The organism is Saprospira sp. CCB-QB6, assembly GCF_028464065.1.
Classification (GTDB): domain Bacteria; phylum Bacteroidota; class Bacteroidia; order Chitinophagales; family Saprospiraceae; genus Saprospira.
The window spans coordinates 499,782-525,541 of record NZ_CP116808.1 but is presented as its reverse complement, the minus strand read 5'-3'; the positions used below and the strand labels follow the sequence as shown (position 1 = coordinate 525,541).

17 protein-coding genes are annotated in these 25,760 nt (G+C 44.7%); 7 read left to right on the top strand and 10 right to left on the bottom strand.

The features are described from left to right. Positions 1–274: 274 nt before the first annotated feature. Both PPO43_RS01930 and PPO43_RS01925 read right to left on the bottom strand, forming a co-directional pair. Complete coding sequence (locus tag PPO43_RS01930) at positions 275–2,146, bottom strand: FISUMP domain-containing protein (protein WP_272620105.1); 1,872 nt, start codon at positions 2,144–2,146, stop codon at positions 275–277. 335 nt (positions 2,147–2,481) lie between these two features. Beyond that, on the bottom strand, positions 2,482–4,209 hold the full coding sequence (locus tag PPO43_RS01925; RefSeq protein ID WP_272620104.1) for a SulP family inorganic anion transporter: 1,728 nt from the start codon (positions 4,207–4,209) through the stop codon (positions 2,482–2,484). Between the two features lie 145 nt (positions 4,210–4,354). Here PPO43_RS01925 and PPO43_RS01920 point away from each other — a divergent pair, with 145 nt between their 5' ends. Together PPO43_RS01920 and PPO43_RS01915 are read left to right on the top strand one after the other, a co-directional pair. Continuing rightward, on the top strand, positions 4,355–5,707 hold the full coding sequence (locus tag PPO43_RS01920) for a hypothetical protein (RefSeq protein WP_272620103.1): 1,353 nt from the start codon (positions 4,355–4,357) through the stop codon (positions 5,705–5,707). Between the two features lie 35 nt (positions 5,708–5,742). Next, a complete protein-coding gene (locus PPO43_RS01915) occupies positions 5,743–6,633 on the top strand; it encodes a hypothetical protein (protein WP_272620102.1) in 891 nt (296 codons plus the stop codon). A gap of 439 nt (positions 6,634–7,072) precedes the next feature. Here PPO43_RS01915 and hemH read toward each other — a convergent pair whose 3' ends face one another. Next, entirely contained in the window at positions 7,073–8,095 is a 1,023-nt protein-coding gene (gene hemH, locus PPO43_RS01910) for a ferrochelatase (RefSeq protein WP_272620101.1), read from the bottom strand. A 226-nt stretch (positions 8,096–8,321) separates the two neighbouring features. On the opposite strand from hemH, the gene PPO43_RS01905 reads away from it, so the two are divergent. The 3 genes from PPO43_RS01905 to PPO43_RS01895 all read left to right on the top strand — a co-directional run bounded on the left by PPO43_RS01905 (position 8,322) and on the right by PPO43_RS01895 (position 11,369). Beyond that, positions 8,322–9,098: a hypothetical protein gene (locus PPO43_RS01905; RefSeq protein ID WP_272620100.1), complete on the top strand. Its 777-nt coding sequence runs from the start codon at positions 8,322–8,324 to the stop codon at positions 9,096–9,098. A gap of 219 nt (positions 9,099–9,317) precedes the next feature. Continuing rightward, positions 9,318–10,184, top strand: coding sequence for a peptidoglycan-binding domain-containing protein (locus tag PPO43_RS01900; protein ID WP_272620099.1), 867 nt, complete (start codon positions 9,318–9,320; stop codon positions 10,182–10,184). Between the two features lie 180 nt (positions 10,185–10,364). Continuing rightward, positions 10,365–11,369 (top strand): hypothetical protein, encoded by a 1,005-nt coding sequence (locus PPO43_RS01895; RefSeq protein WP_272620098.1) that lies wholly within the window; start codon positions 10,365–10,367, stop codon positions 11,367–11,369. Between the two features lie 215 nt (positions 11,370–11,584). On the opposite strand, the gene PPO43_RS01890 is transcribed toward PPO43_RS01895, so the two are convergent. Beyond that, positions 11,585–11,902 (bottom strand): barstar family protein, encoded by a 318-nt coding sequence (locus tag PPO43_RS01890; protein ID WP_272620097.1) that lies wholly within the window; start codon positions 11,900–11,902, stop codon positions 11,585–11,587. 9 nt (positions 11,903–11,911) lie between these two features. Beyond that, positions 11,912–13,048: an NAD(P)/FAD-dependent oxidoreductase gene (locus PPO43_RS01885; protein WP_272620096.1), complete on the bottom strand. Its 1,137-nt coding sequence runs from the start codon at positions 13,046–13,048 to the stop codon at positions 11,912–11,914. 180 nt (positions 13,049–13,228) lie between these two features. Between PPO43_RS01885 and PPO43_RS01880 the strand changes: the two genes are divergently transcribed. Beyond that, a complete protein-coding gene (locus tag PPO43_RS01880; protein WP_272620095.1) occupies positions 13,229–14,992 on the top strand; it encodes a hypothetical protein in 1,764 nt (587 codons plus the stop codon). A gap of 73 nt (positions 14,993–15,065) precedes the next feature. Here PPO43_RS01880 and PPO43_RS01875 read toward each other — a convergent pair whose 3' ends face one another. From PPO43_RS01875 to PPO43_RS01865, 3 genes are all read right to left on the bottom strand, one after another. Next, positions 15,066–18,065 carry a T9SS-dependent choice-of-anchor J family protein gene (locus PPO43_RS01875; RefSeq protein WP_272620094.1) on the bottom strand — a complete coding sequence of 1,000 codons (3,000 nt, stop codon included), beginning with the start codon at positions 18,063–18,065 and terminating at the stop codon, positions 15,066–15,068. 628 nt (positions 18,066–18,693) lie between these two features. Continuing rightward, positions 18,694–19,971, bottom strand: a complete 1,278-nt coding sequence (kynU, locus tag PPO43_RS01870) for a kynureninase (RefSeq protein ID WP_272620093.1) — start codon at positions 19,969–19,971, stop codon at positions 18,694–18,696. A 121-nt stretch (positions 19,972–20,092) separates the two neighbouring features. Further along, on the bottom strand, positions 20,093–20,998 hold the full coding sequence (locus PPO43_RS01865; protein WP_272620092.1) for a hypothetical protein: 906 nt from the start codon (positions 20,996–20,998) through the stop codon (positions 20,093–20,095). A 247-nt stretch (positions 20,999–21,245) separates the two neighbouring features. On the opposite strand from PPO43_RS01865, the gene PPO43_RS01860 reads away from it, so the two are divergent. Further along, positions 21,246–23,759 (top strand): DUF5686 and carboxypeptidase-like regulatory domain-containing protein, encoded by a 2,514-nt coding sequence (locus PPO43_RS01860; RefSeq protein WP_272620091.1) that lies wholly within the window; start codon positions 21,246–21,248, stop codon positions 23,757–23,759. A 251-nt stretch (positions 23,760–24,010) separates the two neighbouring features. On the opposite strand, the gene PPO43_RS01855 is transcribed toward PPO43_RS01860, so the two are convergent. Both PPO43_RS01855 and PPO43_RS01850 read right to left on the bottom strand, forming a co-directional pair. Continuing rightward, on the bottom strand, positions 24,011–24,328 hold the full coding sequence (locus PPO43_RS01855; RefSeq protein WP_002660158.1) for a WYL domain-containing protein: 318 nt from the start codon (positions 24,326–24,328) through the stop codon (positions 24,011–24,013). 685 nt (positions 24,329–25,013) lie between these two features. Continuing rightward, positions 25,014–25,727 (bottom strand): thioredoxin family protein, encoded by a 714-nt coding sequence (locus PPO43_RS01850; protein ID WP_272620090.1) that lies wholly within the window; start codon positions 25,725–25,727, stop codon positions 25,014–25,016. Positions 25,728–25,760 lie beyond the last annotated feature (33 nt).

Here is a 25,760-nt window from a genome sequence, read left to right as displayed (position 1 = left end):
AAACCAGTTGGAAGTTACTTAATTTGGATAAGCCCAGGTTTTGGGGCATAGAGAAAGGGACAAGCGAAATTTCGCTTGTCCCTTTTTGGTCCAATGAGCAGTAAGTTTGGGGTGGCGGAGCCGCCTTGGCCGCAGGCCAAAATGGCCCAGCGCTGCGCAGCGGTGGCCGCAGGCCAGACCCAGGAGGCAGAGCCGGCGCAGGGCCGAGCGAACAGCGAGCCCCGAAACGTAGCGCCGCAAGGCGAAGCCGCAGCGGAGGCCCCAAAGTCATCTTTTAATCTTGGAGACAGCGACAAGAGGCCACTAGAGATTTATCAACTTCATCGCGTTGAACGCTATAGTAAAAGCTACTGCTAATGTTTCTGGTAAATGCTTTTGAGGAGTTGTTATCGCTACTGCTCCAGAAGGATGCATATAGAATAGTTGCGTTTGTGTTTAGGGGAAGAGCATTAAAGTTGTAGGAATCGTTGGCGGGGGCCGTGGGGGCCCAACTAAGGGAACGCATAGCAGGGGCATGATCGCTTCGCCAACCTGGCCCCAGCCAGTCTAATTGACTGCGAAAGCGAGGGCTGTGTATTTTTTCTAGTTCGGTCCATTCTAGATCAGAGGGGAGGCGCCAGCCTGGGGGGCAGGCCGTCATAGCGGTATTCCAATCATACAAACGGCCATATTCTGGGCCAGAGTTGTTTGGGGGAAGGCTAGAGCCAGCTGCATTATAGCGAAGGTTTTGGGCAAACCAAGTCATGTTTTTTAGTTGAATAACATCATAGACTTCGCCATCTCGAGGATCGGTAAACTGTTCTAATTGAGGGGCTATTTCAATAGAAATGCTACTGCTCGCTTGGCCTAAAATAGGTGATTGATATTGTATCTCTAATTGTTCATTGGTCACTGTATTATTGAAGTGCCCATAAATAGCTAGTTGCAGGCTACTATCAGTTAGGTCTATAAAGTAGCTAGAAATTTGGTTCCCAGGGAAAACAGTACGGATGTATTCGCTGTCAAATAATCGTCTTTTTTCCTGAAAGCTTTGTTGCTGCTCTAGAGCCAAGGGGGGGCAATTAAAGTTTTGCGGAAATAGGTCGTTCCAAATGCTAAAAAGTTGTGTTAGGTTACTACTAGCTTGTTCTAAGCTTTGACAGATGGGCAGCTCGCTTTCTTGGTCCAGTTGGTAGGGACTGCGATAACTCAGGCTATGCTGGAACGTTTTTGTTTGGGCTTTTTGCATTTGTACGCTTGTACTAATTGGAAGGGGAAGACCTGTGCTAGCGTCTATTTCCGATAAATAAAGCTGATGAGGAATGAAGGCCGTTTGCATGAAATCATTATGTAGCCAAGTACAACTCATAAAATCGCTATACCCATTGCTTAAAGCAAACTGAGCAGAAATATTTAGACCACTAGAAGCAGGGGCCGCCAAACCTTCCTTTACCCAAGCAATTAGTTTGGGAAAATGCTTTTGGATGCTATTTTTGCGGGAGTTGTAGTAATTAAATTGGCTTTCAATAGCTTGCTCTAAATAGTCTTCATGCAGACTAGGCGCTTGATAATTACTCAGATTATAGGGCGAAATATGGATTTCATCCATCCACCAGCTATTGGCCATTAACATCCTAGCGGCTTCTTCCTTCTCTGCTAGGCTTCCATTCACTAGCGCTTGTTCGGCTAGTTGGAAATATGTGCGCAATAGTTGAATATCCTGACGAAAGGAAACACTATCGATATTAGCGGGTAAATTTTCTAGATCATCTAGTTTGCTGCTCAACCTAGCTTTATATTCATTCAAATATCTACTGTGATCCGAAATATGGATAGGTCCCTCCTCAATATAAGTAGCCTTAAAATCAATACCATTGAGATAGCTTCGCCACTGGTGCTGGCCTTCCCCTAATTCTGGAATTTGAAAAACCAAAAAATCACCGACTTTATATATGTTTACAGCATATTCATTGTCAATAACAGCTGTATATTGATCTTTGGATAGAGACTGCCCCGCTATGGAAATACAGGCATATTCTAAGGGCCTGTAGCTTGTCTCTGGAAATTGAAGGGGGGCGCCATCAATTTCATTAGCCTCTTTTTTACAAGAACTTAGACTAAAGAATAAAAGAACAAAAGGGACTAGAAGGGGGATAAATGGTTTCATAGGATTAGGCTTGTTTTCTGTTGTTTTTCCCAAAAAAAGGGACTTAACCTGTTGCATTTCTATCCCAAAGACTTTTTTTAACTCTAAATAGTTGCTTTTTGATTTTAATTTGGGGCTGCCCCTCGCTTCGCTCAGGTCGGGCTATGCGGCAGCTCGCTGATCGCTCGGCCCTTCAGCGCTTCGCGCTTCGGTCTGGCCTTCGGCCACTGCCTACTATCCCTCAGCCTGTGGGGGCTTCGCCCCCTGTAGGGCGCAAAAAAGCGGCTAGCGGGAAAATCCCACTAGCCGCAGACTAACTTAAACTTACTGAACGAATACGTCCAATCCCAAAAGGCTTACAAACTATTTTCTAATACATATTCTTCATGCTCTCGGCCTGCTTTGCCATCAGCGGCATCTACTGCGGCCTGAACATCAATAAAGAAGTTTTCGGTACCAATATGCTCAATAATATGCCCACGGTAAAGAGCATCTCGAACGGGACCCTTGGCCCCCGCCACAAAGAAATGAGTCCCTTTGGCCTGAATCTCTTTGGCTACATCTTCTAAGGCATGCATGGCACTAGAGTCAATGGCATTGATACTTTCTGCATTGATGATGATGGCTTTGAGTTCTGCTCCCGCTTCTTCTACCAAGCGCTCAATGCTTTCTCGGAAGAAAGTGGTGTTGGCAAAATATAATTGGGCATCAAAACGGAGAATGAGCAGGTCGCTGCGCTCTTCCAATTTATCAAAACGCTTCACATTACGGTAGTGCTTACTGCCTGGAATACGGGCCAAAATGGCCAAATGTGGGCGGGTCGTTTGGTAAATAATGCTAAATAACGAAACGACAACCCCTAAACCAATTCCTTGCTCAATCCCTAGCGAAAGGGTAGCTGCAAAAGTGAGGATAAGCATCCAGAAATCGCGGCGGTCAGCTTTCCAAAGATGAATCGCTTCTCGATAATCAATTAAGCCAAATACTGCCACCATAATAACCGAGGCCAAGATGGCTTTGGGCAAATAGTAGAATAAAGGCGTAAGGAAGAGCAGAGTCAAAATAATGAGTGAGGCCGAAAGAATAGCCGCCATGCCCGTTTTGGCTCCCGCTTGGTCATTTACTGCCGTGCGAGAGAATCCCCCCGTAGTAGGAAAGGCCTGCAAGAAAGATCCACCAATATTGGCTAAACCTAGGCCAATAAGCTCTTGATTGGGAATCACTTTATAGTTTTTGTGCTTTGCCTGAATGGCTTTGGCTACGGCAATAGACTCCATAAAACCCACCAAAGAAATGGTCAAGGCAATAGGCAATAATTTTTGGAAGTTCTCTAGGCTAAAAGTAGGAATTTGAGGTGTAGGCAAACCACTAGGCACCTCGGCCACAATTTTTACTCCCGCATCAACAAGGCCCATTCCCCAAACACTAAGAATACCAAATACAACGGCTACCAAAGGGCCAGGAATATTGATGCCCACCTTTTTATTCAACTTTTTGAGGGCCAGAATAATAGCAATTCCCCCCAAACCAATGAGCAAGGTACTTATATTGGTTTCTCCTGCTCGCTCAATAGCTTGCCCAATAATATCATGCACATGATGCGAGCGCTGTAGGTTAATTCCTAACAAATGCTTGAGCTGCGAAAATCCAATAATGAGGGCCGCTGCAGAGGTAAAGCCACTAATCACTGGATGAGAGAGAAAGTTGACCAGAAAACCCATGCGCAAAACCCCAAGGGTGAACTGGAAAATACCCACCATTAGGGCCATCATGATAGCCAATTTTACAAATTCATCGGGATCTTGAGTAATGGCCCCAACACCAGAAGCCACCAACAAAGAAACCATAGCTACTGGACCAACGGCCAGCTGTCTAGAGGTCCCAAAGAAAGCATAAATAATTAAAGGAAGAATAGAGGCATAAAGCCCATAAATAGGCGGCAAACCAGCTAACATAGAGTAGGCCATCCCCTGAGGAATCAACATAACCCCCACCGTCAAACCTGCGGACAAATCGCCTTTTAGGTCATTTTGGGAGTATTTGGGGAGCCACTCTAAGGCGGGTATAAATTGCTTGATATTCATAATAATTTGTACTTTAATGCTGTAAAAGAGGTCAAGAATTATATTGAGGCGTTCCGTCTGTTAACAAAAGTACTGCAGCCAATTTTTAAAAAAGGTGACGTCTATCACGATTTGACCAAATTGTTTACTGATTTTTCCAACTTTTATGCAAGATCCCCAAATAAAATCTTTGCTCAGCCAACTGAAGCAAATGCAAAACCGCATTGAGGAAGAAAGCTTTAGCCAAGAGGAATACAAAGAATTGGCCCTCTCTTTAGGTCTGAGTTATACGGATTGGGACAAACTAGAAGCCGCCTACGAAGATTTTATCGGTAGGACCAAAGGCTATATTCAGCACCAACTCGGACTGGAGGCCTTACAAGAGCTAGAACAGGCTCGACTCATTCGGCCGCAGGGCGAAGACCTGGCCCTCTTCATGGCCCAAGCATATTTGCTCTGTTACCAAGAAAAAGGAAAGAAGACCGACCAAAAAGCAGCCAAAGATTGGGCGCAGCGACAATTACAGCTCAATCCTGAGGACCAAAGAGCTATGCAGCTGCTGGTGCAGTTAAAAGAAGAAGAAAGGGCCCCCTTTAGAGCCCAAAATGCGGCCCCTAACTTTGATTTGGCCAAAGCTCCTCAACCAAAGCCCATAAATAAAAAGGCTAATGGTATTGCTTTAGTCATTCTGATGGCATTACTAGCTGTTGGGGGTTTAGTACTTATGCCTGGCCAAAGTCATGATCGAATCAATCAAATTCCCGAATTAGTAGCTCCTCAAGTAGTTAAAGCCAGTGAATCTATTGCTGCCCGCTGGGAAAAAAGCAACATGATTGCTGGAGATGGCGAGATTGTGGGCTTATCTGCCGAACTAGAAACGATCCATCGGGCAGAGGAAAAAGAGTTTACCTATCGTCTAAAGGGCTATTTCAAACTCCTGAGTTCGGGCAGTGGTAGTGTAGTGGCTTGGGTGCATTATTTGGACCAAAATGGGGAGAAGCTCTGGAGCAGCCCATTAACTTTTGATATTCCAAAAGGGGCCAAAATGGGCGATTATGTGGCCATTCAAGAGCGGCATCAGTCTTATGGAGATCCGCCTCCTGTAACAGAGCTCTTGTTGGAGCTAGAGTTGGTCAATATTAAGGACCGCTTCAGCCCAATGCTTCCAAAATCGCTAAAGCTGTTTCCCGAAAAGCTGAACCAAAAGTATTTTTTTAAGGCGGAGGCTATGGCTAGTGAATTAAGCTATAACCAATTTTCCAACTCTGTTTATCATCATTTGAGTTTGCGCCTTAAGCAGTCGGCTAACTCGCCAATTAAAAAACTAAAGGCAAAAATTGTATATCTAGATGGGAACGGCCAGCCTATAGATAAGCAGGAGCTGCTGTTGATTGGGCCTGAGGACTCGCCATTGAGTAATCGCTATCCTTATATTAAGGCCTATCAAATCAAGACGGCTTTAAAAAATGCCGAAAAGATAGCCGATTATCAAATTGAGCTTTTAGAAATTGAGGAGTAGGGGCCCTCAAAATTTTTTAATAAAAAACTAGATAGATGAAAAAAAATAAGCTTTCCACTACAATAATGTTTTCCTTGGCTATGACCTTTATGGCCGCTTGTGGGCAAAAGCCAGTTATTGAAGCAAAACAAACTCCCCCAGAAAAGCCAACAATTGCTGAAAGGGCAATGCCTCCTGCTGTTAATGGACAAGCCTTGGCCACTAATACTGAAAAAATATCGGATCAGCTAATTATCATAGAGCAGTTGAGCGCCGCATTAGACACTATCGACAAGCCAGGCCAACCCAAAGAAGGACAACTACTCATCTCTAATACAAGCTTTGTTATTGAGTCAAAAGCTTATTTTAAAGTAGTAGATAGTGAGCTTCAGCTGCTTACTTTTTGGGTCAAATATTTAGACGATCAAGATAATGTGCTTTGGATGGATCCTTTTTCGATAGATGTACCAGATGGCTTGACTCCTCAAGATTATTTGCCCCTCTATCTAAAATATGAAGGAGAGGGGGAAATTCCTCCTGTGGCTAAGCTAGCCTTTGAGGTAGAGAATCTTTTGGAGGGAGAAATAGTGGATGCAGTAGCCAAGCCTATAAAGTTGATCAATTCGGAAAAAAGTCAAAAATATGGGCTAAAATTAGAGGAACGCTTTTCCTCTTTTACTAGGGAGGACAACGGCATTATTCATCACCTTAGCCTGAGGCTGCAACAGTCATCTAAAGCGGATATCAAGTTTTTAAAAGCCCGACTTAGTTATTTTGACCAAGATAAAAAGCTGTTAGATCAACGGCCATTAACGCTCCTTGGCGCTAAGGATATGCCCCTAAATAGTCAGTACCCCTATATGAAAGGCTATAAAATTAAAACAAGGCTAGAAGACAGCACTGCAATTGGAAATTATCAAATAGAGCTTTTAGATATTAAGGAGTAGGGGCTGCCCCTCGCTTCGCTCGGGTCGGGCTATGCGGCAGCTCGCTGCTCGCTCGGCCCTTCGCCAGCTTCGCTGTCTTGGTCTGGCCCTTTGGGCCACTGCCTACTATCCCTCAGCCTGCGGCCCTTCGGGCCTGTAGAACCGCATAAAAGTGGCTGTTTTTACTGTAGGTTAAAACCCACAGCAACTGTGGTATCGCTTTGCGATTATATATAAATGAGGGGTGAAACCCTCATGAATTAAACTAGCGCGCCCTTTTCGCAGGCCCTTGGGCCTGTTCTCTTCGGCCTAGCGATGTGCAGGGGTGGCCGAAGGCCAGACCGAAGCGCGAAGCGCTGAAGGGCCGAGCGATCAGCGAGCCCCGAAACGTAGCGCCGCAGCTTTGCTGCGGAGGCCCAAAAAAAGGTCCCTAACAGCAACAGTTAGAGACCTTTCTTATTTAAGCTTCTTGGATGAGTTCCACCACAGCCTCCACCCAAAGCGGATGGTCATTGAGGCCTTCTACCAGTTGGAGATGTTCTCCGCCCATCTCTTCAAACTCTTCGGCATATTCTTCCGAGATTTCGATAGTAGTTTCTAGGCAATCGGCCACAAAGGCGGGACAAAAGACCAGGATTTTGCGGTCGCCTTTCTCGTAACGTTCTTTGAGCAAATCGCTGGTATAGGGTTCTAGCCAAGGGTCTCGGCCGAGGCGAGATTGAAAGCAATTGCTATATTTTTCTTTGGGCAAATTTAGGGCCTCGGCAATAGCGCGGCTAGTGTCATAGCATTGGGCGCTATAGCAATGTTGGTTCTTGATGCTGAAGGTTTGACAACAATCTTCGGATTGCATACAGTGATTACAGCGGTCGGCCTTGACAAGTTGGCGTTTGGGCAAGCCGTGATAAGAGAAAAGAACATGATCGTATTCCTCAATATTGTGTTCTTGGGCACGAGCCACGAAGGCAGCGATCATTTTGGGATGATCGTGATAAGAATTGATAAAGCTAATTTCGGGAATAATTTGCTCTTGGCGGAGCAGGCGCATGACCTCATCATGCACAGAGCCCGTAGTAGCCGAGGCATATTGCGGGAAGAGAGGAAGAACGACCAAGCGGCTAATTTGTTGGGCCAGCAAATGATCTAAGGCCGATTTGATCGATGGATTTTGGTAGCGCATCCCAAGTTCTACGATATAGTCCTCGCCCAATTGTTTTTGGACCTCCTCCTTGAGAAAATAGCCAAAGACCTTGAGAGGCGAGCCTTCTTCAGTCCAAAGTTCTTGATACAATTTGGCTGAAGCGCCTGAGCGGAAAGGGGCAATAATGCCACGGACCAGAATATTTCGGGCAATAGGGTTAATGTCAATAACCCGCCCATCTAATAAAAACTCTTTGAGGTAGCGGTAAACTGCTCCTCTAGTTGGGGCATCGGGAGTGCCCAAGTTAACAAGTAGAACCCCAGTTTTTCCGGCTAAAGCCATAAATTGTCACTTCAAGTCGTCAAGAAAATAAATGTACCTATAAAGCGATCCAAGGACCGTTTTGTTTAAGGAAATGCCCAAAAAAGCGCTGCAAACTTAATCATTATTTCTTTTTTTGTGGGGCTTTTATTCAGATTATAGGTTTTGGGGGCTTTAGTTTTTTATCTTTAGGAGCAGCGTATTGCTGTTTAAAGCAGTTTAGTCCTAGATTCGCAAACCTTTCTTTATGTTTTATGCAGCAGCCCAGAAGGCAGCACACTATTTTGATTCGGCCCAGTACATAAACTGTTTAGAGGCCTTGATTCGGGCGGCGGGCTTTTATCTATTTGAGTTGAAAGAAGGGCAAAAGCCAACTTTGTTGCAGCTGCGGTTTTTAGGCGATTGTGCTTTAATGCAAAGTCGATTAGCCGAGGCGCCTTTTGTATATTTGGCAGAGCCTAACCCTTTGTTTACATTATTGATTGATTCAGAGAAAGTTGATGTAACGGCATTAAGTTTGGCCTTAGTTGCCTTTCAGCAGCAAACGGCTTTGCTCTATTTCGTCTATTTTTTTATGGAGCAGCAAGGGGAGCCTTTGGCGAGTAGTGAAATACAATTTCGCTTGAGTCAACCAGAACATATAGCTTTTTATTGCAGCAGTCAACATAAAGGAAAAGAAAAGCTAACAGAAAATTTTCAACGGTTGTTCAAAGAAAAGCGAAGGCAAGCCTTATCTTTGTCAGAAATTAAAGCCTTGCCCGCTAGTTTAGAAAAGGTTTCGATACTGGAAAAAATGCTTGTTACGAGAGCAAAAAAAGAAGTGGCTTTGCTTTTAGCACAAACATACATGGACCTAGAAAGGCTAGAAGAGGCCTTAGAGGGCTTCTTAAAGGCACAGTTGTACGGGGCCTCCAAGCAGCAAGTCATTTTGCCTTGTCGACAGTTAGCCGCTCGTCTTTTAAGGCAGGCCAAAACGGGCAAAGAACGCAAACATTGGATAAGCTTTCTCGAAAAAATCAACTAGTTACTGGAATTTATCTACTCAAAATGAACCGATAAAATGCCAGTTTGATTATATTTATACGATGAATTTAATGAGTTTAATAGACTCATTTCGCTAGAAATTGATTTTTTTTGTCGTAAGAACAAGATATTCCCCAATCCCCTTTCCCCCTTAGAAAATGTTCTCACCAATAGACTTTCAACTTCTCGACCAACACTACACGTTTAATCTAACAGGCTTATGGGGCAATTATATCTACATACTTTTATCTTTTTTCTGACTAGCTTTTTGCTTAGCTTGGGCATAAATGCTCAGACTCAAGATATATTTGAGAGTCTAAGAAAACAGGCTGAATTGGGAAAAACCTACTTCATTGGCTTAGCCAATGCAAATAGTGAAGAAAGCTATGATCTGGCTGAGGGCTATTACCTTAAGTTTGTCCCCGCCGAATATGAAGTAACCGAAGATAGTATTCTCGTCTCTCCAGCCCTAAATGGAAATTTTGATACGACGAATTATTTCATGAGTACCGAAATTTTAACGCTCAGAGATCCCGTCTCAGAATGGCGGCCCGCAGATGTTTCTGAAATCTGCCGCCAAGATGAAGAACCTAAACATAAGGTAGCCGCTTGTTTGGTCAAATTAGCCCCAGAATATAAAGTTGTCAATACGCGCTTTTATCCCTTTAAAGATATTTTGGACACCAGCCGTACGGATCATGTGATCCCCGCAGTCTATGAAGTAGTCAAAAGACAAACCCTAAAACAAAAAAGCCGAATTGAAATTATTCCAGAATCCTCAGGTAGACCCAGTCTCAAAGCAGGAGAAAAATTGCGCTATTTGCCCCCAGGCCAATGGCAAAGTTGGGCAGAAGTTGTCTGCCCCTTTGGCGTATTTAATGCCCCCACCGCCTACGAAATTCAAGAGGCTTTGCGCAAATTAGGCTACAAAATTTCTAAAACAGGCGACTATGACGAAGCTACCCGCCTTTTCCTCCGCCAATTCCAAAAAGACTATGGCATCAATCCCGAAGAAGGCGAACTCTCTCAAGCAACTATAGACAAACTTGGCCTAGAAAGACGCCCGCTGATTAGCGTAGATTATTAGGACCAAAGTCACATAACAAAGAAAAAAACTTAGCTACCTTAAGTAGGTGGCTAAGTTTTTTTTTAGGCTAATCAAATTAACAATTACTTAATGCCTTTATTCCCTTAGCCGATAAATTATTATTGCATTTTGAGCCTCCTAAAGCCAAAGACTTTTTGATGCACTAATCTATATCACGAAATGCCAGAAATATACATCTATCTCGGCTTTGCCCTCGCGGCCTATTCGGTCATCGGCAACGATGTTATCCAAACCCTTGGAACCTTTATCAGCTCTAATGAAAAGCGCCCCTGGTGGGTCCTTTGGCTATTCGCTGGCGGTATTCTTACGGTCACCCTTCTTTACGGCTGGTATACCCATGGCGGAGACGTTTCTTACGGCCGCCTAATCGGAGACCCCGACAAATTTAGCTTAGACAACCCCAAATACCCCTTTATCCAAGATATGAGCTGGTGGTATATCCTTCCACCGCTAGTCCTTTTAGTCGTTACCCGACTAGGAATCCCCGTGAGTACTTCTTTCCTCATCCTCACTTTTTTTCTCCCCAAAGGGCTCACGCCCATGATCATTAAGTCGCTGATTGGCTACGGCGTAGCCTTTGGCACTGGACTCGTCTTTTATTTGCTCGTTTCTCGATTTACAGAACGCTATTTCTTGCGCAATCCCGAAATTAGCAAAAAAGGTCAGCTGTTTTGGACAGTCCTACAATGGGGCTCTACAGGTTTTCTCTGGACCCAATGGCTAATTCAAGATTTTGCCAATATCTATGTCTACCTCCCCCGCCAAATTAGTCCCCTAGAAATGACGCTTAGCCTCGGCTGGCTCTTGCTACTTTTGGGCTATATCTTCAAAAAACAAGGAGGCGCAATCCAAGGCATTATTAAGTCTAAAACCAATACCAGCGACATCCGCTCAGCTACTTTTGTAGACTGTATTTATGGCGTGGTCCTCTACTTTTTCAAAGAGCTTAACCGCGTTCCTATGAGTACAACTTGGGTGTTTTTGGGCTTGCTGGCTGGCCGCGAATACGGTATCCGCATCGCTGTAGAAGGCCGCGCAGATGGCAATATGCACCGCATGGTTTTCCGCGATATCGGTAAGGCCGCCCTCGGTCTCGTGATTTCTGTGGTCCTCGTTTGGGTGATCCACGTCATCAAAACTGGCGAACTTTGGATGGATATTTAATTCCATCTCTACTGAAATAGGAAAACAGCCTGCAATTGATTTTGTAGGCTGTTTTTATTTTGGGGCCTGCCGCCTTCGGCGGCCGGGCCCTTTCAGGGCTCGCAGGTCTGCTCGGCCCTGCGCCGCTTTCAGCGGCTGGGTCTGCCGCTACGCGGCACCCTTGCAGGCCCCTAGGCCAAATGGAAGCCCTGCGCTTTGGGCCTTGCAAAATGACCTTAAAACAAAAGATAAATCAACGGAGCTTGCCCCTCTTCCTTGGCCCGCTCATTGACCGCCGCCACAGCATCTAATAACAAAAAGAGCCAGCGCTTCCCTTTAGGCGAATCATAGGCCGAAAGCTGCAAAATAAGCTGCTCTTCCAAGCCCAAATGGATGTTGCTCATGCCGTCTTCTTCATAGCGCAAAGAGGACCAACAATCAATTAAAGCGTGAATATTGGCCCCATAAAATGCAGGAAAACCAAAAAAAGAAGCCAACTGAGCATGTAAGTCCGCTTCTTCCTTAAAGTCTACTAATCGTAAATCTAGTTGCATGAAAAGAATTTAATCGGTTAATAAGGAGGCGGCTTTTTGGCCCAACAAACTGCCTAGGGCTACGCCCATACCGCCCAAACGCAGCGCATAATAAACGCCTTCCTCAGTTTGGCCCAAAAGGGGCTTTTTTTGTGGCCCTACGCCCAAAATACCCGACCAACTTTGGCTAATGCCTACCTTTTGGTCCAGTACATTATGCAAGTAATCCGCTAAAAAATCTTGAATTATAGCCGTTTGGCCCAGCTCATCGGTTGTTTCTCCTGCAAGGTCCAGATGTCGGCCACCACCCAACAAAATCCGTCCCGCTATGGGCCGAAAATAAACATAGCCCGCTTGGGCGTGGCAGGGCCGTTTGAGGGCCAAATTGGGAATGGGATTGGTCAAAATTACCTGATTTCGAGCAGGTTTTAGGACTAGTTTAGGCAATAGGCGAGGGCCAAAACCATTGTTGCAAATTAAGAGTTGTTGGCTGTATAGCGCTAGTTGTTCTGGACCAAAACGGAGATTTAAACAAAGGCCCTTGGGGCTTTGTTCCCAGTCTAAAAGCTCGGCTCCCCAACGGATGCTAATCCCAGCCATTTCTGCTTTTTGGACCAGGCTTTGCATCATTTTTCCCGTGTCAATTTGGCCCTCTAAGGGATTTTTGAAAGCTGCCGAAAAATTTTGTAAACCTTCTTTTTTTAGCGCATCTTTGGCCAAGGGAACAAAGAGTTTTTGGCCCTCAAAAAGGGGGGCTAAACGCTTGTTGAAGCTGGGCAACTGGGCCAAAATGGCTTGATATTGCTCTTCTTCTTCTGTCCTAAAAAGTTCTAGGCTAGCACTGGCTTGATAAGCTATGTTTTGATCGCCTAGGGTTTCTCGCAATAAGCGCAAGCCCAAATAGCGTTGATAGAGTAGCTCCTCTAATTCTGGCCAGTTATGTGTTTTAAGGTCTTCGTACAGTTCGCCAGGGCTACCAAAGCAGGCAAAGCCTGCATTTCGGCTACTGGCCCCAGCGGGTAAGAGGCCTTTTTCTAGGACCAATATTTTAGCTTGGGGCTGTTGTTGTTTTAAATTTAGGGCGGCATTTAGGCCGACCAAACCGGCTCCGACAATAACCACATCTTGTGGTCCGAAGAATTGTTCTTTTTCCCAGAAACTTAGCATGAAACTATCATTTAGTTGGCTTTCGAGCATTAAGTGTATTGGCCTAGCGATGTGCAGCAGTGGCCGTTAGGCCAGACCCAGCCGCTGAAAGCGGCGCAGGGCCGAGCGAATAGCGAGCTGCGAAACGTAGCGCCGACGAGCGAAGCGAGGCGGAGGCCCCAAAAAATCAAGATACTAAAAATGAAGAAAAACGTCTTATTCTGTTTATTCCTTTTGGGTTTTGGCTCTATGCAGGCCCAAAAACTTTTATTGAGTGAAAATTTTGATGCGATAGAGGATTTAGACAAGGCAAAAGGCTTGCATTGTCAGGGTTCTGCGGCGATTATCCCTACGGGTTGTGCGGCGGATAATCCGGCGCTTTTGCTCTTGGGAAATGGCTCGAGTATGGAGCTCAGGTTGCCGGAGTCGCCTTATGGCATAGGGAGTTTGCGCTTTGATTATCGGGTGCAAAATGTGAGTGCGGGCCATGGATTTAGGATTGTGTACAGCTATTATTCGGAAGAGGATAAAAAATGGTCGGAATATAGCAGTCAGGAAATCAAGAGCAATAGTAGCATTTGTTTTCCCAATCCGATACAGTTGGATGAGTTGGCCTTGAGCAAGTTGAGTCGGGTCAAAATGAGCATTCAAAATTATGAATCTGGAGAATTATTGATTGATAATATTCAGGTAGAGGAACTGTCACAAACTGCATTTAATCGTATACAAACCTCTCGAATATTGGAGGTAGAGAAAGTGAAGATTGAGGAAAATATTTTGGAAAGTATTCGGAAGGCGGAGCATCGAAATTATGCCAAGGCAGCGAGGCGGCTCAAGGACATTTATTATAGTGAGGTGCAGACCATAGGCAATGTGTATAATTATGTGGGCCATATTGACATCTCCTTGCAGATTTATGATATTTTTCATGAGCGCAGTGAGATGGCCAATCCCTTGGCTTACCAGGAGTTTCAGGCTTGGTTGGGGACCATGGAAGAGCTATCGGATTTGGCGCAAAAGGATTACATCAAAGATTTGAGAGAGGAGTTTGAGCGGCAGCGACAGCAATATAATGCAGAGCTAGTACAAGGGCGTTCGAGAGCGGGCAAGGTGCTCAATTTTGCGGCTGATGTGGGAAATATTTTGACTGGAGGCAAGCTAAAGAGTGTCATCAATAGTTTTAAGGGCGTATTTTCGAGCTTGTTTAGTCGGGCCAATATTGAGGCCAAGTACAAGCCCTTTAAAGAGGTCATTTTAGAGAACGTTCGTTTGGATGGATGGAGAGGCAAACATAATGTGAAGGTCTATCAAATGGATCCAGCAATACAGGAAAAGAATGACTCTTTAATCCAAACGGGCCGGCAAAAATATCAGCATTTTTCGGCTTTCTTTTCTATTGTAGAGGCGGAGTATGCTTCCTTGGATCATCATTCTAATAGTTGGAAAAATGTCAATTTGCGGATGCGGGACTTGAGTAAAGATGCAGAAGAGTTGTTATCTGAATACATTGCTTTGATTGATCCAAAGTTGGCTCAGGACGGCGCTTTTATCAATAAAGTGTTGGATAATGAAAAGGAGGCGATGAAGAAATTGAGTGCTTCTGTAGATCAATATTTTGAGAATTTACTCAAGTTTTCGACGAATAAGGAAGAAAAAGAAGAGCAGATCAAAGCGATTTCGGCAAAAATACAGGAAGTGGATGCTCTTTTGGAGCGCTATCGTTTGGCCAGCATGCTCTTTAAAAACCTTTTTGAGGGTTTGCGTCAAACTTTAGAAGGCCGCAGCAATCCTTGGGAAGATTGGATGAAAAAGCAAAACTCTAAGGAGTTTGAAAAAGCGGCGGGGCATTGGAATGATAAGCGGAAAAAGCTGGTTAAGGACCTATTGCCGCAAATCATTGAGAAGATTGATGATGTTTATGTACAGGTCAATTTGAGAGAAGTGCAGCCTATTTGGCGAGAATAAAAAAAGGCCCCCAAGATCATTGATCTTGGGGGCCAACTTTATGCTACCCACTTAATGAAATGGGATTTAAAGCTTATCGTTGGATAACGATAGGCGCTGTATGTTGTGTGCGGCTCTCTTCATCAATGATGCGGAGCATATACATGGCTGGAGCCAAATCCTGTGTATTGATCTGCAAGTTTTGTTGACCCACAGCATTTAGGCTTTGCGTATAGACCACTTGGCCGTTTAGGGCTACCAGTTGTAGTTGAAGCTGACGGCTTTCGGTCAACTCAAAGTTGAGGTTTACATAATCCTGAGCAGGGTTAGGGAAGATGCTTAGTTCATCAAGCCCTTGGATACCTTGAATGCTAAGAACGATGATAGTCACTGTATCGCTAGCTTGACAACCATTAGCATCAGTAACAATAACGGTTTGGAAGCCGGTATCTTGGATGCTTGCTGTGGTTTCTCCATTAGACCAATTGTAGCTGTAAACAGCAACACCACCAGCAGCATTAGCTGTAGCCGTACCATCGTTATTGTCTACTGCATTTACTGTCAAAACAGTGGGTTCAGTAATTTGAACGCTATTTTGTGTACCACAACCAATGCTATCTGTAATGGTAACACTATAAGTTCCTGCATTGAGGCCTGTAGCTGTAGCCGTAGTTTGGCTGCCAGCATTGGCATCCCAAACATAGCTATAAGGTGCAATACCAGCTAGTCCTAAAGCAGTAGCTGTACCACTAGCATCTCCATTACAAGCTAAATTTACAGCTGAAACAGTAGATACAGTATTAGAAATCGCCAATACTTGAGTATATACATTGTCTGTACTGTCGTAATCGCCAGGCACCTCAATGCTTACCTCAAAGATTCCGTTGCCAGAAGCAGCCGGGAAGGCAGGAAGGTTAACCACTACAGAATCATCCATAGGAACGTTGTAGACCGTGTCTACAAGAATAGTAAAGGGCAGAGTGCTTAGTGTCATGGTATAAGGAACCATGGCCAAATCACTATTTCCGCCATTGTAGATGACCATTTGTGAGCTAGGGATATTATTGGCATTACAATATGTATTTTGTAGGCCATTAACTACCACTGTTGCACTAACTGCAGGGTCACAACGTACCGCATCAACATTGAGGCCGTAGTTTCCTGTGTTAGAGCCAAAACCTTCTACTAAGATGTAGATAGTATCTCCTGCATTATAGCTAGGATCATTAATGATATCAAGAAGAAGGTAAGAGGTTGTTCCTTGTCCACCATCATCATTGTAATCCAACTGAGTAGTGCCGTCAGCTGCATAAACACGGAGGTATGTATCAAAATCAGAGCTATCTAAGCTAATGAATAGCGTATCTGTACAGTTGTCAAGTACATGCTGGAACCAAACATCGGCAGAGCTATTTCCAATAGTATTTTGGAAACAACCTGTCGTTGCTCCAGAATTACTAAAAGGAAATGCATTGATGCTAATGGCTTCTTGAATAGTATTACCAGCAAGAGGAGGAAATACCGCCTGTACATCTAGCTGGAAGTTTCCGCTGGCAGTTCCAGCGCCTTCTACCAAAATATAAATGGTATCTCCAACACTAATAGTAGTGCCCACAGGAATGCTAAGCGCAGCATTGCTGTTCCCAGCACTATTGTCATCACTAAAAAGTAGGGTTGTGCTATCCGCAGCATAGATGCCCAAATAAGAGTCATAATCAGAACCTGCTAAAGAGATGACAATAGAGTCTAGGCAGTCTTCTACAATATATTGCAACCAAACATCAGAAGCAGCTTGCCCAGTACTATTGCTGTAACAAATAGTAGCGTTGCTGAATGCAAAAGGAAGAGTATTCATAGAAATAGCCGTATTGGCCCAATCTCCGGCAGGAGAACTACTTGTAGTGGCTTGTACATCTAGTACATAGTTCCCTGTGCTAGATAAAAAACCTTCTACCAAAATATAAATGGTATCTCCAGAATTAAAGTTAGCATTATTTAAAATGCTCAATGCTAAACGAGAAGTAGATCCTGCACCACCATCGTCATTTGTTGCCAAAGAAGTTGAGGCATCAGCAGCATAAACACGAAGATAAGTGTCAAAATCAGAACTATCTAAACCAATGTATAAAGAGTCTGTACAACTAGGAATCACATACTGGAACCAAACGTCAGCAGAACTATATCCAATAGAGTTGGTATAACAAGAATCTGTTGGACCAGCTTGATTGAAGTTAGGCGTGCTAATAACAATCGCATCACTAGCTACATCTCCCTGAACACCAAGGCAAAGTGTAGTGAAACTAACTGGACCTACCCAGTTTGTCTGACCACCCGTAGAACAAGTTTCCCGTACATAAACATCATAGGTGGTTCCATCAGCCAAACCCGTAGCTGCAAAAGGGTTATTTGTAGTTGTTGTCCCTGAGGTAGGAGCAGGAGCCCCACTAGCTACAATGGCTACTTCAGCCTGTCCCCCTCCACTATTGCTAGACCAACTAATGTCTGCAGAAGTGGCGGTAATATTACTTGCCGTCAAAGCTGTGGCATCCAAACAAGGAGTAGCCCCAATGCTCAAATCATCAATGTACCAGTTGTCTCCATCATTTTGCTCCATTACAAAAGCAACATAAATAGATTGGCCCACATAAGCACTAAGATCTACTGTCTTAGGGGCATAAGTCGTCCCAAAATCAGTCTCTACCTGAGTGTCAATCGTCGTAAAAGTAGTCGTGTCCGTCTGAGAGGTAGTTGATACTCGAATGGTATAAACAGTACCATAATCAGTACTTAAAAGCTGACGCTGGTAAAAAACCATGCTACTCGCTCCAGCACTAATATTAACTAAAGGCGTTACCATCCAGTCTACAGCATTTCCTCCCGTAACACTCTCAAAACGAACATAGGCCGCCTGAGCCCCCGTATTTGAGGAGGTAGAGGCCTGCCAAGACTGCGCTGTCCCAATCCCGTTATCAAAAATAGCCCAACCCGTAGGAGGAACGCTGCCCTCAAAATCTTCTATCAACTGGGCCGAGGCCGAGAAAGACAGAAAGCTGAGGCAAAACAGCATAAAAAATTGAATCGATAGTTTTTGCATACAAAAGTAGATTTCAAGCAGGTGTCCCCGCTTTGTGGAAAAATGGTTAACCCCAAAAATAAGCGTTCTTTAGTAGAAAAAGGCAGCTTTTAAACGCATTTTCGGACTTAACTAATAATTAAGTTCTTTTTTTTTCTGTAAAACACAAATTTAGATCTTGTCACAAAATAATAAAATTTATGATCTAATCTAGGGGCTGCCCCTCGGTTACTCCCTGCGGTCGTTAAACTGCGGCCTAAAGGCCTTGTTGTCCCTCGGGTCGCTATGCTTCGGGGCTCGCAGGGCTGCTCGGCCCTGCGCGGGCTTTGCCCGCTGGGTCTGCGGCTAGGCCGCACCCGCTCCGCAGCGCTCAGCCAGCTCCACCTTATTAGGTTGCTTTGCCCGCGCAGCTGCGGCCCTTTGGTCCTCCAGTACGCATTAAGTTTAAAGGGCCGAAGCCGATAACTTAGGGCCTGCTCATGGGATGAGCAGGCCCAGCGCTGCGGCGGGGTGGCCGAAGGCCAGACCAAGGCGCTGTAGGCGCCGCAGGGCCGAGCAGCCCTGCGAGCCCCAGAGCATAGCGGCGGCCGCCTTTTGAACAAAAGGCGGCCGCGGGCCCCAAACTAAATCCCCTAAATAGAGAATTAGTTTAGATATTTAAGCATTTTTTTAGAATTTGGACCATCTGATAAACATCCTCAAAAGAGTTGTAGATGGGGGCCGGCGAAATGCGAATGACATCGGGCTCTCTCCAGTCACCAATTACTCCATTTTCAACCAAATCATCAAAAAGACTGCGGTCAGCGCCCTTTACTTGGATAGAGAGTTGTGCGCCCCGGTCTTTAGGATCTTTGGGCGTTAGAATACGGATGCGATCGGTGGGTAATTGGTTGAGCAAAAACTCTAAATAAGCCGTGAGTTTTTTGCTTTTGGCCAGCAAACGATCCATGCCCGCTTCATTGAAAAGGGCCAAAGAAGCGCGCATAGGCACCATGGCCAAAATAGGTGCATTACTAATCTGCCAAGCATCGGCATTGGGGGCGGGTTCAAAAGTAGCCGGCATCTTAAAGCGGCTTTCTTTGTGGTGGCCCCACCAGCCTTCAAAACGAGGAATATCTTTGCGGCCAAGATGACGCTCATGCACAAAGGCGCCCGCAATACAACCAGGGCCAGAATTGAGGTATTTGTAATGGCACCAAACGGCAAAATCCATCCCCCAATCATGCAACTGAAGCTTAACATTACCTGCGGCATGGGCCAAATCAAAGCCCACCATAGCACCAATTTCATGACCCTTTTTAGTAATGGCTTGCATATCAAAACATTGGCCCGTATAATAATTGATACCACTCAACATAACTAGAGCAATGCTGTCTTTTTCCCGCTCTAAGGTTTGTAAAATATCTTCGGTCCGCAAATGATCCTCGCCCATACGAGGACGAAGTTGAATCAATCCATCTTGAGGATCAATTCCATGAAAACGCAATTGCGAATCTACCGCATATTTGTCTGAAGGAAAAGCGCCGCCCTCAATCACAATCTTATAACGCGTTTTTGTGGGCCGATAAAAAGAGACCATCATCAGGTGCAAATTGACACTTAGGGTGTTCATGACTGTGATCTCTTGAGGAAGAGCTCCTACAATGGGCGCCAATTGCTGGCTAAACTCTTCATGATAGGTCATCCAAGGCCGCTTGGCTTTAAAATGCCCCTCTACGGCCAACTCTTTCCAAACATTCATCTCTTCTTGCATCAGCTCTTGAGCAAGGCGGGGCTGTAGACCCAAAGAATTGCCGCAAAGATAAATGATAGGGGTTCCATCAGCCTGCTTGGGAAAATGGAACTGGGGACGGAAATGCGCTAGGGGATCACTAACATCCTGTGCTCTGGCATAGTCCAAAGCATCTTCAAATTGTACCTCTTGCATTAGATATGTTTTTCAATCGAAAAAAAGACTTTCTCTGGGCCTGAAGTTACACTTTATTCAGGGCAAAACAAAAGCGCCCCCAATATTCTTGGAGGCGCTTAAATGTTCGGCTAACCCAGCCTTAGAAAGGAAAAATATAGCCTAATTCTTCTTTTTCAATATGTTGTATTTGTACCGATAGATTGCTCGTATGGAAAACTCCACGGCTAAAATCGAGGATAAATTGAGGCGCAATTTGATACATCAATTTTTCTGCCATGGAGGTCGGATCAAAAATAACCACCCCTCCAGCTGCAGTAATGTCTTTTTGGAGCTGCAATCGAGCTTCTTGCGCCAATTCTTTCCCTTTGAGATCTTTGATTGGGAGCTCTTCTAAAGCCCCAATTTGCTCCTCTAGTATCTGGCTCAAGCCCATTGCTTCGCCTTCTTTTGCATTAGATAATGGCTGGAATCGCTCAAGCTTGATTTTGCCATCAATTTTTCCAGAAAAACTCATGCGGCGCTTTTGGTTTTGAACCATGTCCCCTTGAGCAATCTCAATCTGAATAGGGCTGTAAACTACTCCTTCTGCTGCCGCCAAAACAGGACGAATCGCATAGGGATAATACTCAAATTGATGCGTCTTTTTGTTATAGGCAATCAAGGCCACAATATCAAAATCGCTAAAATCTGTGAGTTTTACTTCAGTTTTGACTTCATGCTTTTCCTCTTCTAGGGTCATGGGGTTAAAAGAATAAACCTCATCATCCCGCTGCGGATAAGCCGCCATCCATTGCGCAGGATCTGGAGAATGAGGCAAGCCCGCAGAACTAACGTTTTTTAGCTCTTTTTTGACTAAAGCATCATGCAACTTAAGCCCTAAATTTTGAACTAATGTAGCCCCAGAATTCTCTTTTAAAGAAAATGTACTGCGCCCCATAAAACTAATTTCTTCTCTACCGCTGAGTTGATCTAGTAGTTTTTGAGGCTGAGCATAGGCCAGTTGAACGAATAAAATACTAAGGCAAAACATAAGGAGATTTCGCATAGAATAGTTATTTAAACATATAAAAAACAAAATGAAAAATTTAAAGACAGGGCCGAATAGGGAATTTACCGCTGCCTTCTGCTTACTATTTCCTAAAAACCGAATTTAACTATTTTGTTACAGACTCATCGGAAAAAAACTCTGCTTGGGCTGCATAAAAATGGATTATGTCCATTTAACTTAGCGCCTATGTTTGTTTTTTCCCTAAATTAGAATGTCGTTTTTGACTAAACCCTAAGATTTTTTTATGCGTAATCTACTCCTTCTTGTTTTTTTAGCTTGGGCCCCCCTTTTGATAGCCCAAAAAATTGTACTAACAGGACAAGTAATTGATGATGACACGGAAGAGGGGGTCCCTTTTTGTAGCGTGTTTATCCCAGGTGATATCCCACTAGGGGTAACCTCTGATGTAGAAGGAAAGTATCGAATAGAAATGGAGCTTTCTAGCTTACCCAGCGATACTATTATGGCCGCTTCCGTGGGCTACGATAACCTGATAAAAAAAATTGATACGACAAAGCTAGAATTGATTATCAATTTTCGTCTAAAGAGTAGCTCTGTAGAGCTAGAAGCCGTAACCGTTCTGGCCGGAGAAAATCCAGCGAATGAAGTCGTTCGCCGTATTGTAGCCAATAAAGAACGCAATAAGCGCAAAAACTTTGATAATTATCAAGTAGAATGCTACTCTAAAACAGAATTGGACCTCAATAATATTGACCCAAAAATGAAGGATAGCCCTTTGTTTAAAGACCTCCAATTTATCTTCGATAATATCGATTCTACCTCTGATGTTAAACCCTTTTTGCCCGCTTATGTAGCTGAACGTATCTACGATATTTTCTATGTTAATGGTAAGGGCAAAAAAGAACTACTCAAAGCCCAAAAAGTATCCGGCGTAGAAAATACAACCGTTGTCGACTTTATCGGCCAAATGCATGACGAATTTGACCTCTACGATAACTATATTACCGTACTGGGTAAAGAGTTTATTAGCCCCTTCGCCAATAATGGCCTCTTTTTCTACGAATACTATATCATCGATTCTACTCACATCGAAGACGAATGGTCCTATAAACTTAAGTTTAAACCCAAACGCCGTGGCGAAAATACCTTCTATGGCGACTTCTGGGTCTCTGTTGAAAATTATGGGCTCGAAATCGTCAATATGAGAATGAGCGAAGACGTAAACGTGAACCTCGTGAACCGCCTGCTCATCTATGCCGAATACAAACAACAAGATAGTATCTGGCTCCCCTATAAAGAAAAAACCGTTATCGACTTCGCCCTAAGCAAAAAACGAGAAAAAATGATGGGGGTGATCGGCCGAAAAACCCTGATGTTTAAGGACTTTAAAATTGGCAAAGAGACGGTAGTAGAAACCTATAAAGAAGTCGATCCTGAGGATATAGATTTCATCTCCCTCGAAAAAGCCGATTCTTTCTGGACCGAACAACGACACGAAAAACTGACCGATAACGAAAAAGCAGTCTACAAAATGGTCGATAGCATCAAAACGGTCCCTATCTACCAAACCGCAACCAAGCTATTATCTACCATATCTACAGGCTATTATGAACAAGGCCCCCTCTACCTCGGCCCCTATGGCTCTATCTTCAATTATAACGATATCGAAGGAATCCGCCTAGGCTTTGGCGTCGGAACAGGCCCTAAATTCTCTAAAAGATTACGCATCTATGGCTACGGGGCCTACGGCTTCGGTGATAAACGCTGGAAGTACCGTCTAGAAGGCCAATATGTCTTCAACCGATTCAAAAGAAGAGAAGTTGGCGTAAAATATATTAACGATGTCCTTTTCGATAACCGAAATAGCGAACAAACCCCTAGCCAAGGCCTTTTTGCAGGCTTCCTCCGCCGAAATGTGCCCCCAAAAATGCTGGCCGTTAAGGAGTTTAAAGCCTATTATCAACATACCTACAAAAAAGGCTTCTCCAACCGCCTGGCCGTTATCCACCGAAATCTAATCCCCCAAGGAGCCGCTTTTAGCCGCTCCGATAGAGGCTTCAATTTCCGCTATTATCCCAATGCCAACGACTACACAAAAATCGATACGGCTATTACCACTACCGAAATCCTCCTCAAGTTTCGCTACGCCTACAAAGAAAAACTCCTGCGTAGCTACTTTAGCGACCTCTCTATCGGTACCGAATTTCCCATTATCGAACTGAGCTACCTGGCCGGAATCAAAGGGGTGCTAGGCAGCAAATACAATTATCACCGCATTAGCGCCGAAATCTCCCACTGGTTTAATGTCGGTCCCATCGGCTGGTTTTCTTACCGAATCGAAGGCGGAAAAGTCTTTGGCCGCCTGCCTTACCTCCTGCTCGAAAGCCATCCCGGTAATGAGGCCTATTTCTACAATCCCGAATCCTACAACCTCATGAATAGCTTCGAGTTTGTGAGCGATATCTGGGTGGGCGTTCGCGCCGTCCAACATTTCGACGGCTTTTTCCTCAACAGAATTCCACTCATCCGAAAACTCAAATGGAGAGAGGTGGCCTTCTTCCGCGGCGTTTGGGGCAGCCTGAGCCAAGAAAATCAAGCCGCCAACGCCCTCAACCACCAAGATAATGGCGGCCCCTATTACGGCAGCTTCAACCGCGGCCCTTATATGGAAATTGGCGCCGGAATCGAAAATATCTTTAAGGTTATCCGAGTTGATGCCCTCTGGCGCCTTAGCTATTTCGATAACCAAGATGCCCAAAAATTCTCGGTCCGTGCTACACTAAGCTTCTATTTCTAAAGATTTGGGGCCCGCGGCCGCCCTCCAATTTGGGGCGGCCGCCGCTATGCTCCGCAGCTCGCTATTCGCTCGGCCCTTCGCAGGCTCCGCCTGCTCGGTCTGGCCTGCGGCCACCGCTGCGCAGCGCTGGGCCATTTTGGCCTGCGGCCAAGGCGGCTCCGCCACCCCAAACTTACTGCTCATTGGACCAAAAAGGGACTAGCGAAATTTTCGCTAGTCCCTTTCTCTATGCCCCAAAACCTAGGCTTATCCTAATATAACTGACGGAAAATAGTTTGCATCTGTTTGTCTCCTACCCGATACTGCTCCCGTACCTCCGCCGAAAATTGCTGACTCAAGACCCGCAAGTCCTGCGCCTTATCCAAATTAAATAACTTCCAACTGGTTTTTGAACCCACCGGCCCTGAACGCTGAAAAGCCCGTAATCCCCAATTGTTGGCCCTAGTCAAACCCAAACAAAATGGCTCGACGACCCGCCAGTCATCCTGATCATTATATCTAAAGGCTACAAGTAATTGCTGGGAAATTGCATGATGTAGGTTGAGATGAAGTGCTGTGTTCGATTTCATAAGTCTAGCCGTTTTAAAGATGATGTAACTATTTTACGTACAAAGCTGTATTTTGTTACCTTTTTGCTTAGTTTTTTAGGCCTCAAGCCCCCCTTTTTTATACCCAACTCCAAGCGCTAAATCATTGGTTTAGCCCAGACTAAGCTATGGCCAACTATTTATCTTCTGTTATGAACTAGTTAAAATATTAAGTAACGGAACTTAATCAATTAGCCTATTGAGCTAACTTTTTCCTAGCTCGACCTAGCTTTTTACTTGCTCTTTTAGGTCTCTGGGCTAAAGCCCAAGCTTTCTGGCCGCTGCAGACTAGCGGACGGAAGCCCTTTTTTTGCTTTCGTGAAGGTTTTGTTAAAGTTATTGATAACTGAACTTATCCAAAGAGCTAAAGAATGACCTTTTTAGTATCGTTAATGATATTCCAGACATCATCGCCTAGGGGCTTGTCCCTAGGCGCAGGAAAGGGCAGACACAAAATTTTAAATAGTCCCGGATTTCGATTTGGCTGAGGGATGGACAGCAGTGGCCCGCAGGGCCAGACCAAAGCGCGCAGCGCTGCAGGGCCGAGCAGACCTGCGAGCTGCGGAACGTAGCGCCTGCCGCAGGCAGGAGGCCCCAAAACAACATAAAAAAAGCCTAGCATCTTAAAGACACTAGGCGAGCTGGTTAATGCTGAGAGCAGAATGGCTTATTCGGCAATTTTGCTTTTGTCATTAGTTTTGATGCTACAGCCAAAAGCGAGGGTGCTATTAGGGCTGGGGGCTTCATTTTTGAGCAAGGCCTCCAAGGCATCGGCCAAGAAAGTTTTGCTTACCTCTTCTGCTTCTTTGCTATCGTCAAAAGCTCCTTTGTAAACGAGTTTAAGTGCATCGCCTTCTTTGTTGAGCAAAAAGCAGTGAGGCGTTTTGGTTGCGCCAAAGAGAGGGAAAACGTTTTGGCCTTCATCGAATAGATAAGGGAAGCTAAAGCCTTTTTCTTTGGCTCTTTCTTGCATTTTTGGGTAGCTATCATCTTCATTGACCTCAGGGTCATTGGGGTTGATCGCGATAACGGGATAGCCGAGTTCCTTGTACTTTTTGTCCAAGGCGATAATGCGGTCCTCATAAGCGATAGAGAAGGGGCAGTGGTTGCAGGTAAAGATGACCACAAAGCCTTTGGCTTCGGGATAATCGGCCAGGCTGACCATATTGCCATCTACGTTTTTGAGTTTGAAATCGGCTACGGCATCGCCCAATTCATAGCGTTTGCTAGGGGTGGTTTCTGCTGTTTCTGTTTTGCCTCTAGTTTCGGCAGTTTGTTCCGTTTTGTTGGTTTCATCTGTGGCCGTTGTTTTGGGCGCCTCCGATTGGCAGGCTGTAAATAGGCCCAAAAACAAGAGCATAATTAAACTTTGCTTGATCATGTAATTATTATAAAATAGTCAGGAAATACGATG

What these genes read in the sequence shown, in the direction of transcription:
- PPO43_RS01875 (WP_272620094.1), bottom strand. Translation starts at nt 18,065, where the DNA reads ATGCAAAAACTATCGATTCAATTTTTTATGCTGTTTTGCCTCAGCTTT.
- PPO43_RS01865 (WP_272620092.1), bottom strand. Translation starts at nt 20,998, where the DNA reads ATGCGAAATCTCCTTATGTTTTGCCTTAGTATTTTATTCGTTCAACTG.
- PPO43_RS01880 (WP_272620095.1), top strand. Translation starts at nt 13,229, where the DNA reads ATGAAGAAAAACGTCTTATTCTGTTTATTCCTTTTGGGTTTTGGCTCT.
- PPO43_RS01885 (WP_272620096.1), bottom strand. Translation starts at nt 13,048, where the DNA reads ATGCTAAGTTTCTGGGAAAAAGAACAATTCTTCGGACCACAAGATGTG.
- kynU (WP_272620093.1), bottom strand. Translation starts at nt 19,971, where the DNA reads ATGCAAGAGGTACAATTTGAAGATGCTTTGGACTATGCCAGAGCACAG.
- hemH (WP_272620101.1), bottom strand. Translation starts at nt 8,095, where the DNA reads ATGGCTTTAGCCGGAAAAACTGGGGTTCTACTTGTTAACTTGGGCACT.
- PPO43_RS01915 (WP_272620102.1), top strand. Translation starts at nt 5,743, where the DNA reads ATGAAAAAAAATAAGCTTTCCACTACAATAATGTTTTCCTTGGCTATG.
- PPO43_RS01890 (WP_272620097.1), bottom strand. Translation starts at nt 11,902, where the DNA reads ATGCAACTAGATTTACGATTAGTAGACTTTAAGGAAGAAGCGGACTTA.
- PPO43_RS01895 (WP_272620098.1), top strand. Translation starts at nt 10,365, where the DNA reads ATGCCAGAAATATACATCTATCTCGGCTTTGCCCTCGCGGCCTATTCG.
- PPO43_RS01860 (WP_272620091.1), top strand. Translation starts at nt 21,246, where the DNA reads ATGCGTAATCTACTCCTTCTTGTTTTTTTAGCTTGGGCCCCCCTTTTG.
- PPO43_RS01855 (WP_002660158.1), bottom strand. Translation starts at nt 24,328, where the DNA reads ATGAAATCGAACACAGCACTTCATCTCAACCTACATCATGCAATTTCC.
- PPO43_RS01925 (WP_272620104.1), bottom strand. Translation starts at nt 4,209, where the DNA reads ATGAATATCAAGCAATTTATACCCGCCTTAGAGTGGCTCCCCAAATAC.
- PPO43_RS01930 (WP_272620105.1), bottom strand. Translation starts at nt 2,146, where the DNA reads ATGAAACCATTTATCCCCCTTCTAGTCCCTTTTGTTCTTTTATTCTTT.
- PPO43_RS01850 (WP_272620090.1), bottom strand. Translation starts at nt 25,727, where the DNA reads ATGATCAAGCAAAGTTTAATTATGCTCTTGTTTTTGGGCCTATTTACA.
- PPO43_RS01905 (WP_272620100.1), top strand. Translation starts at nt 8,322, where the DNA reads ATGTTTTATGCAGCAGCCCAGAAGGCAGCACACTATTTTGATTCGGCC.
- PPO43_RS01900 (WP_272620099.1), top strand. Translation starts at nt 9,318, where the DNA reads ATGGGGCAATTATATCTACATACTTTTATCTTTTTTCTGACTAGCTTT.
- PPO43_RS01920 (WP_272620103.1), top strand. Translation starts at nt 4,355, where the DNA reads ATGCAAGATCCCCAAATAAAATCTTTGCTCAGCCAACTGAAGCAAATG.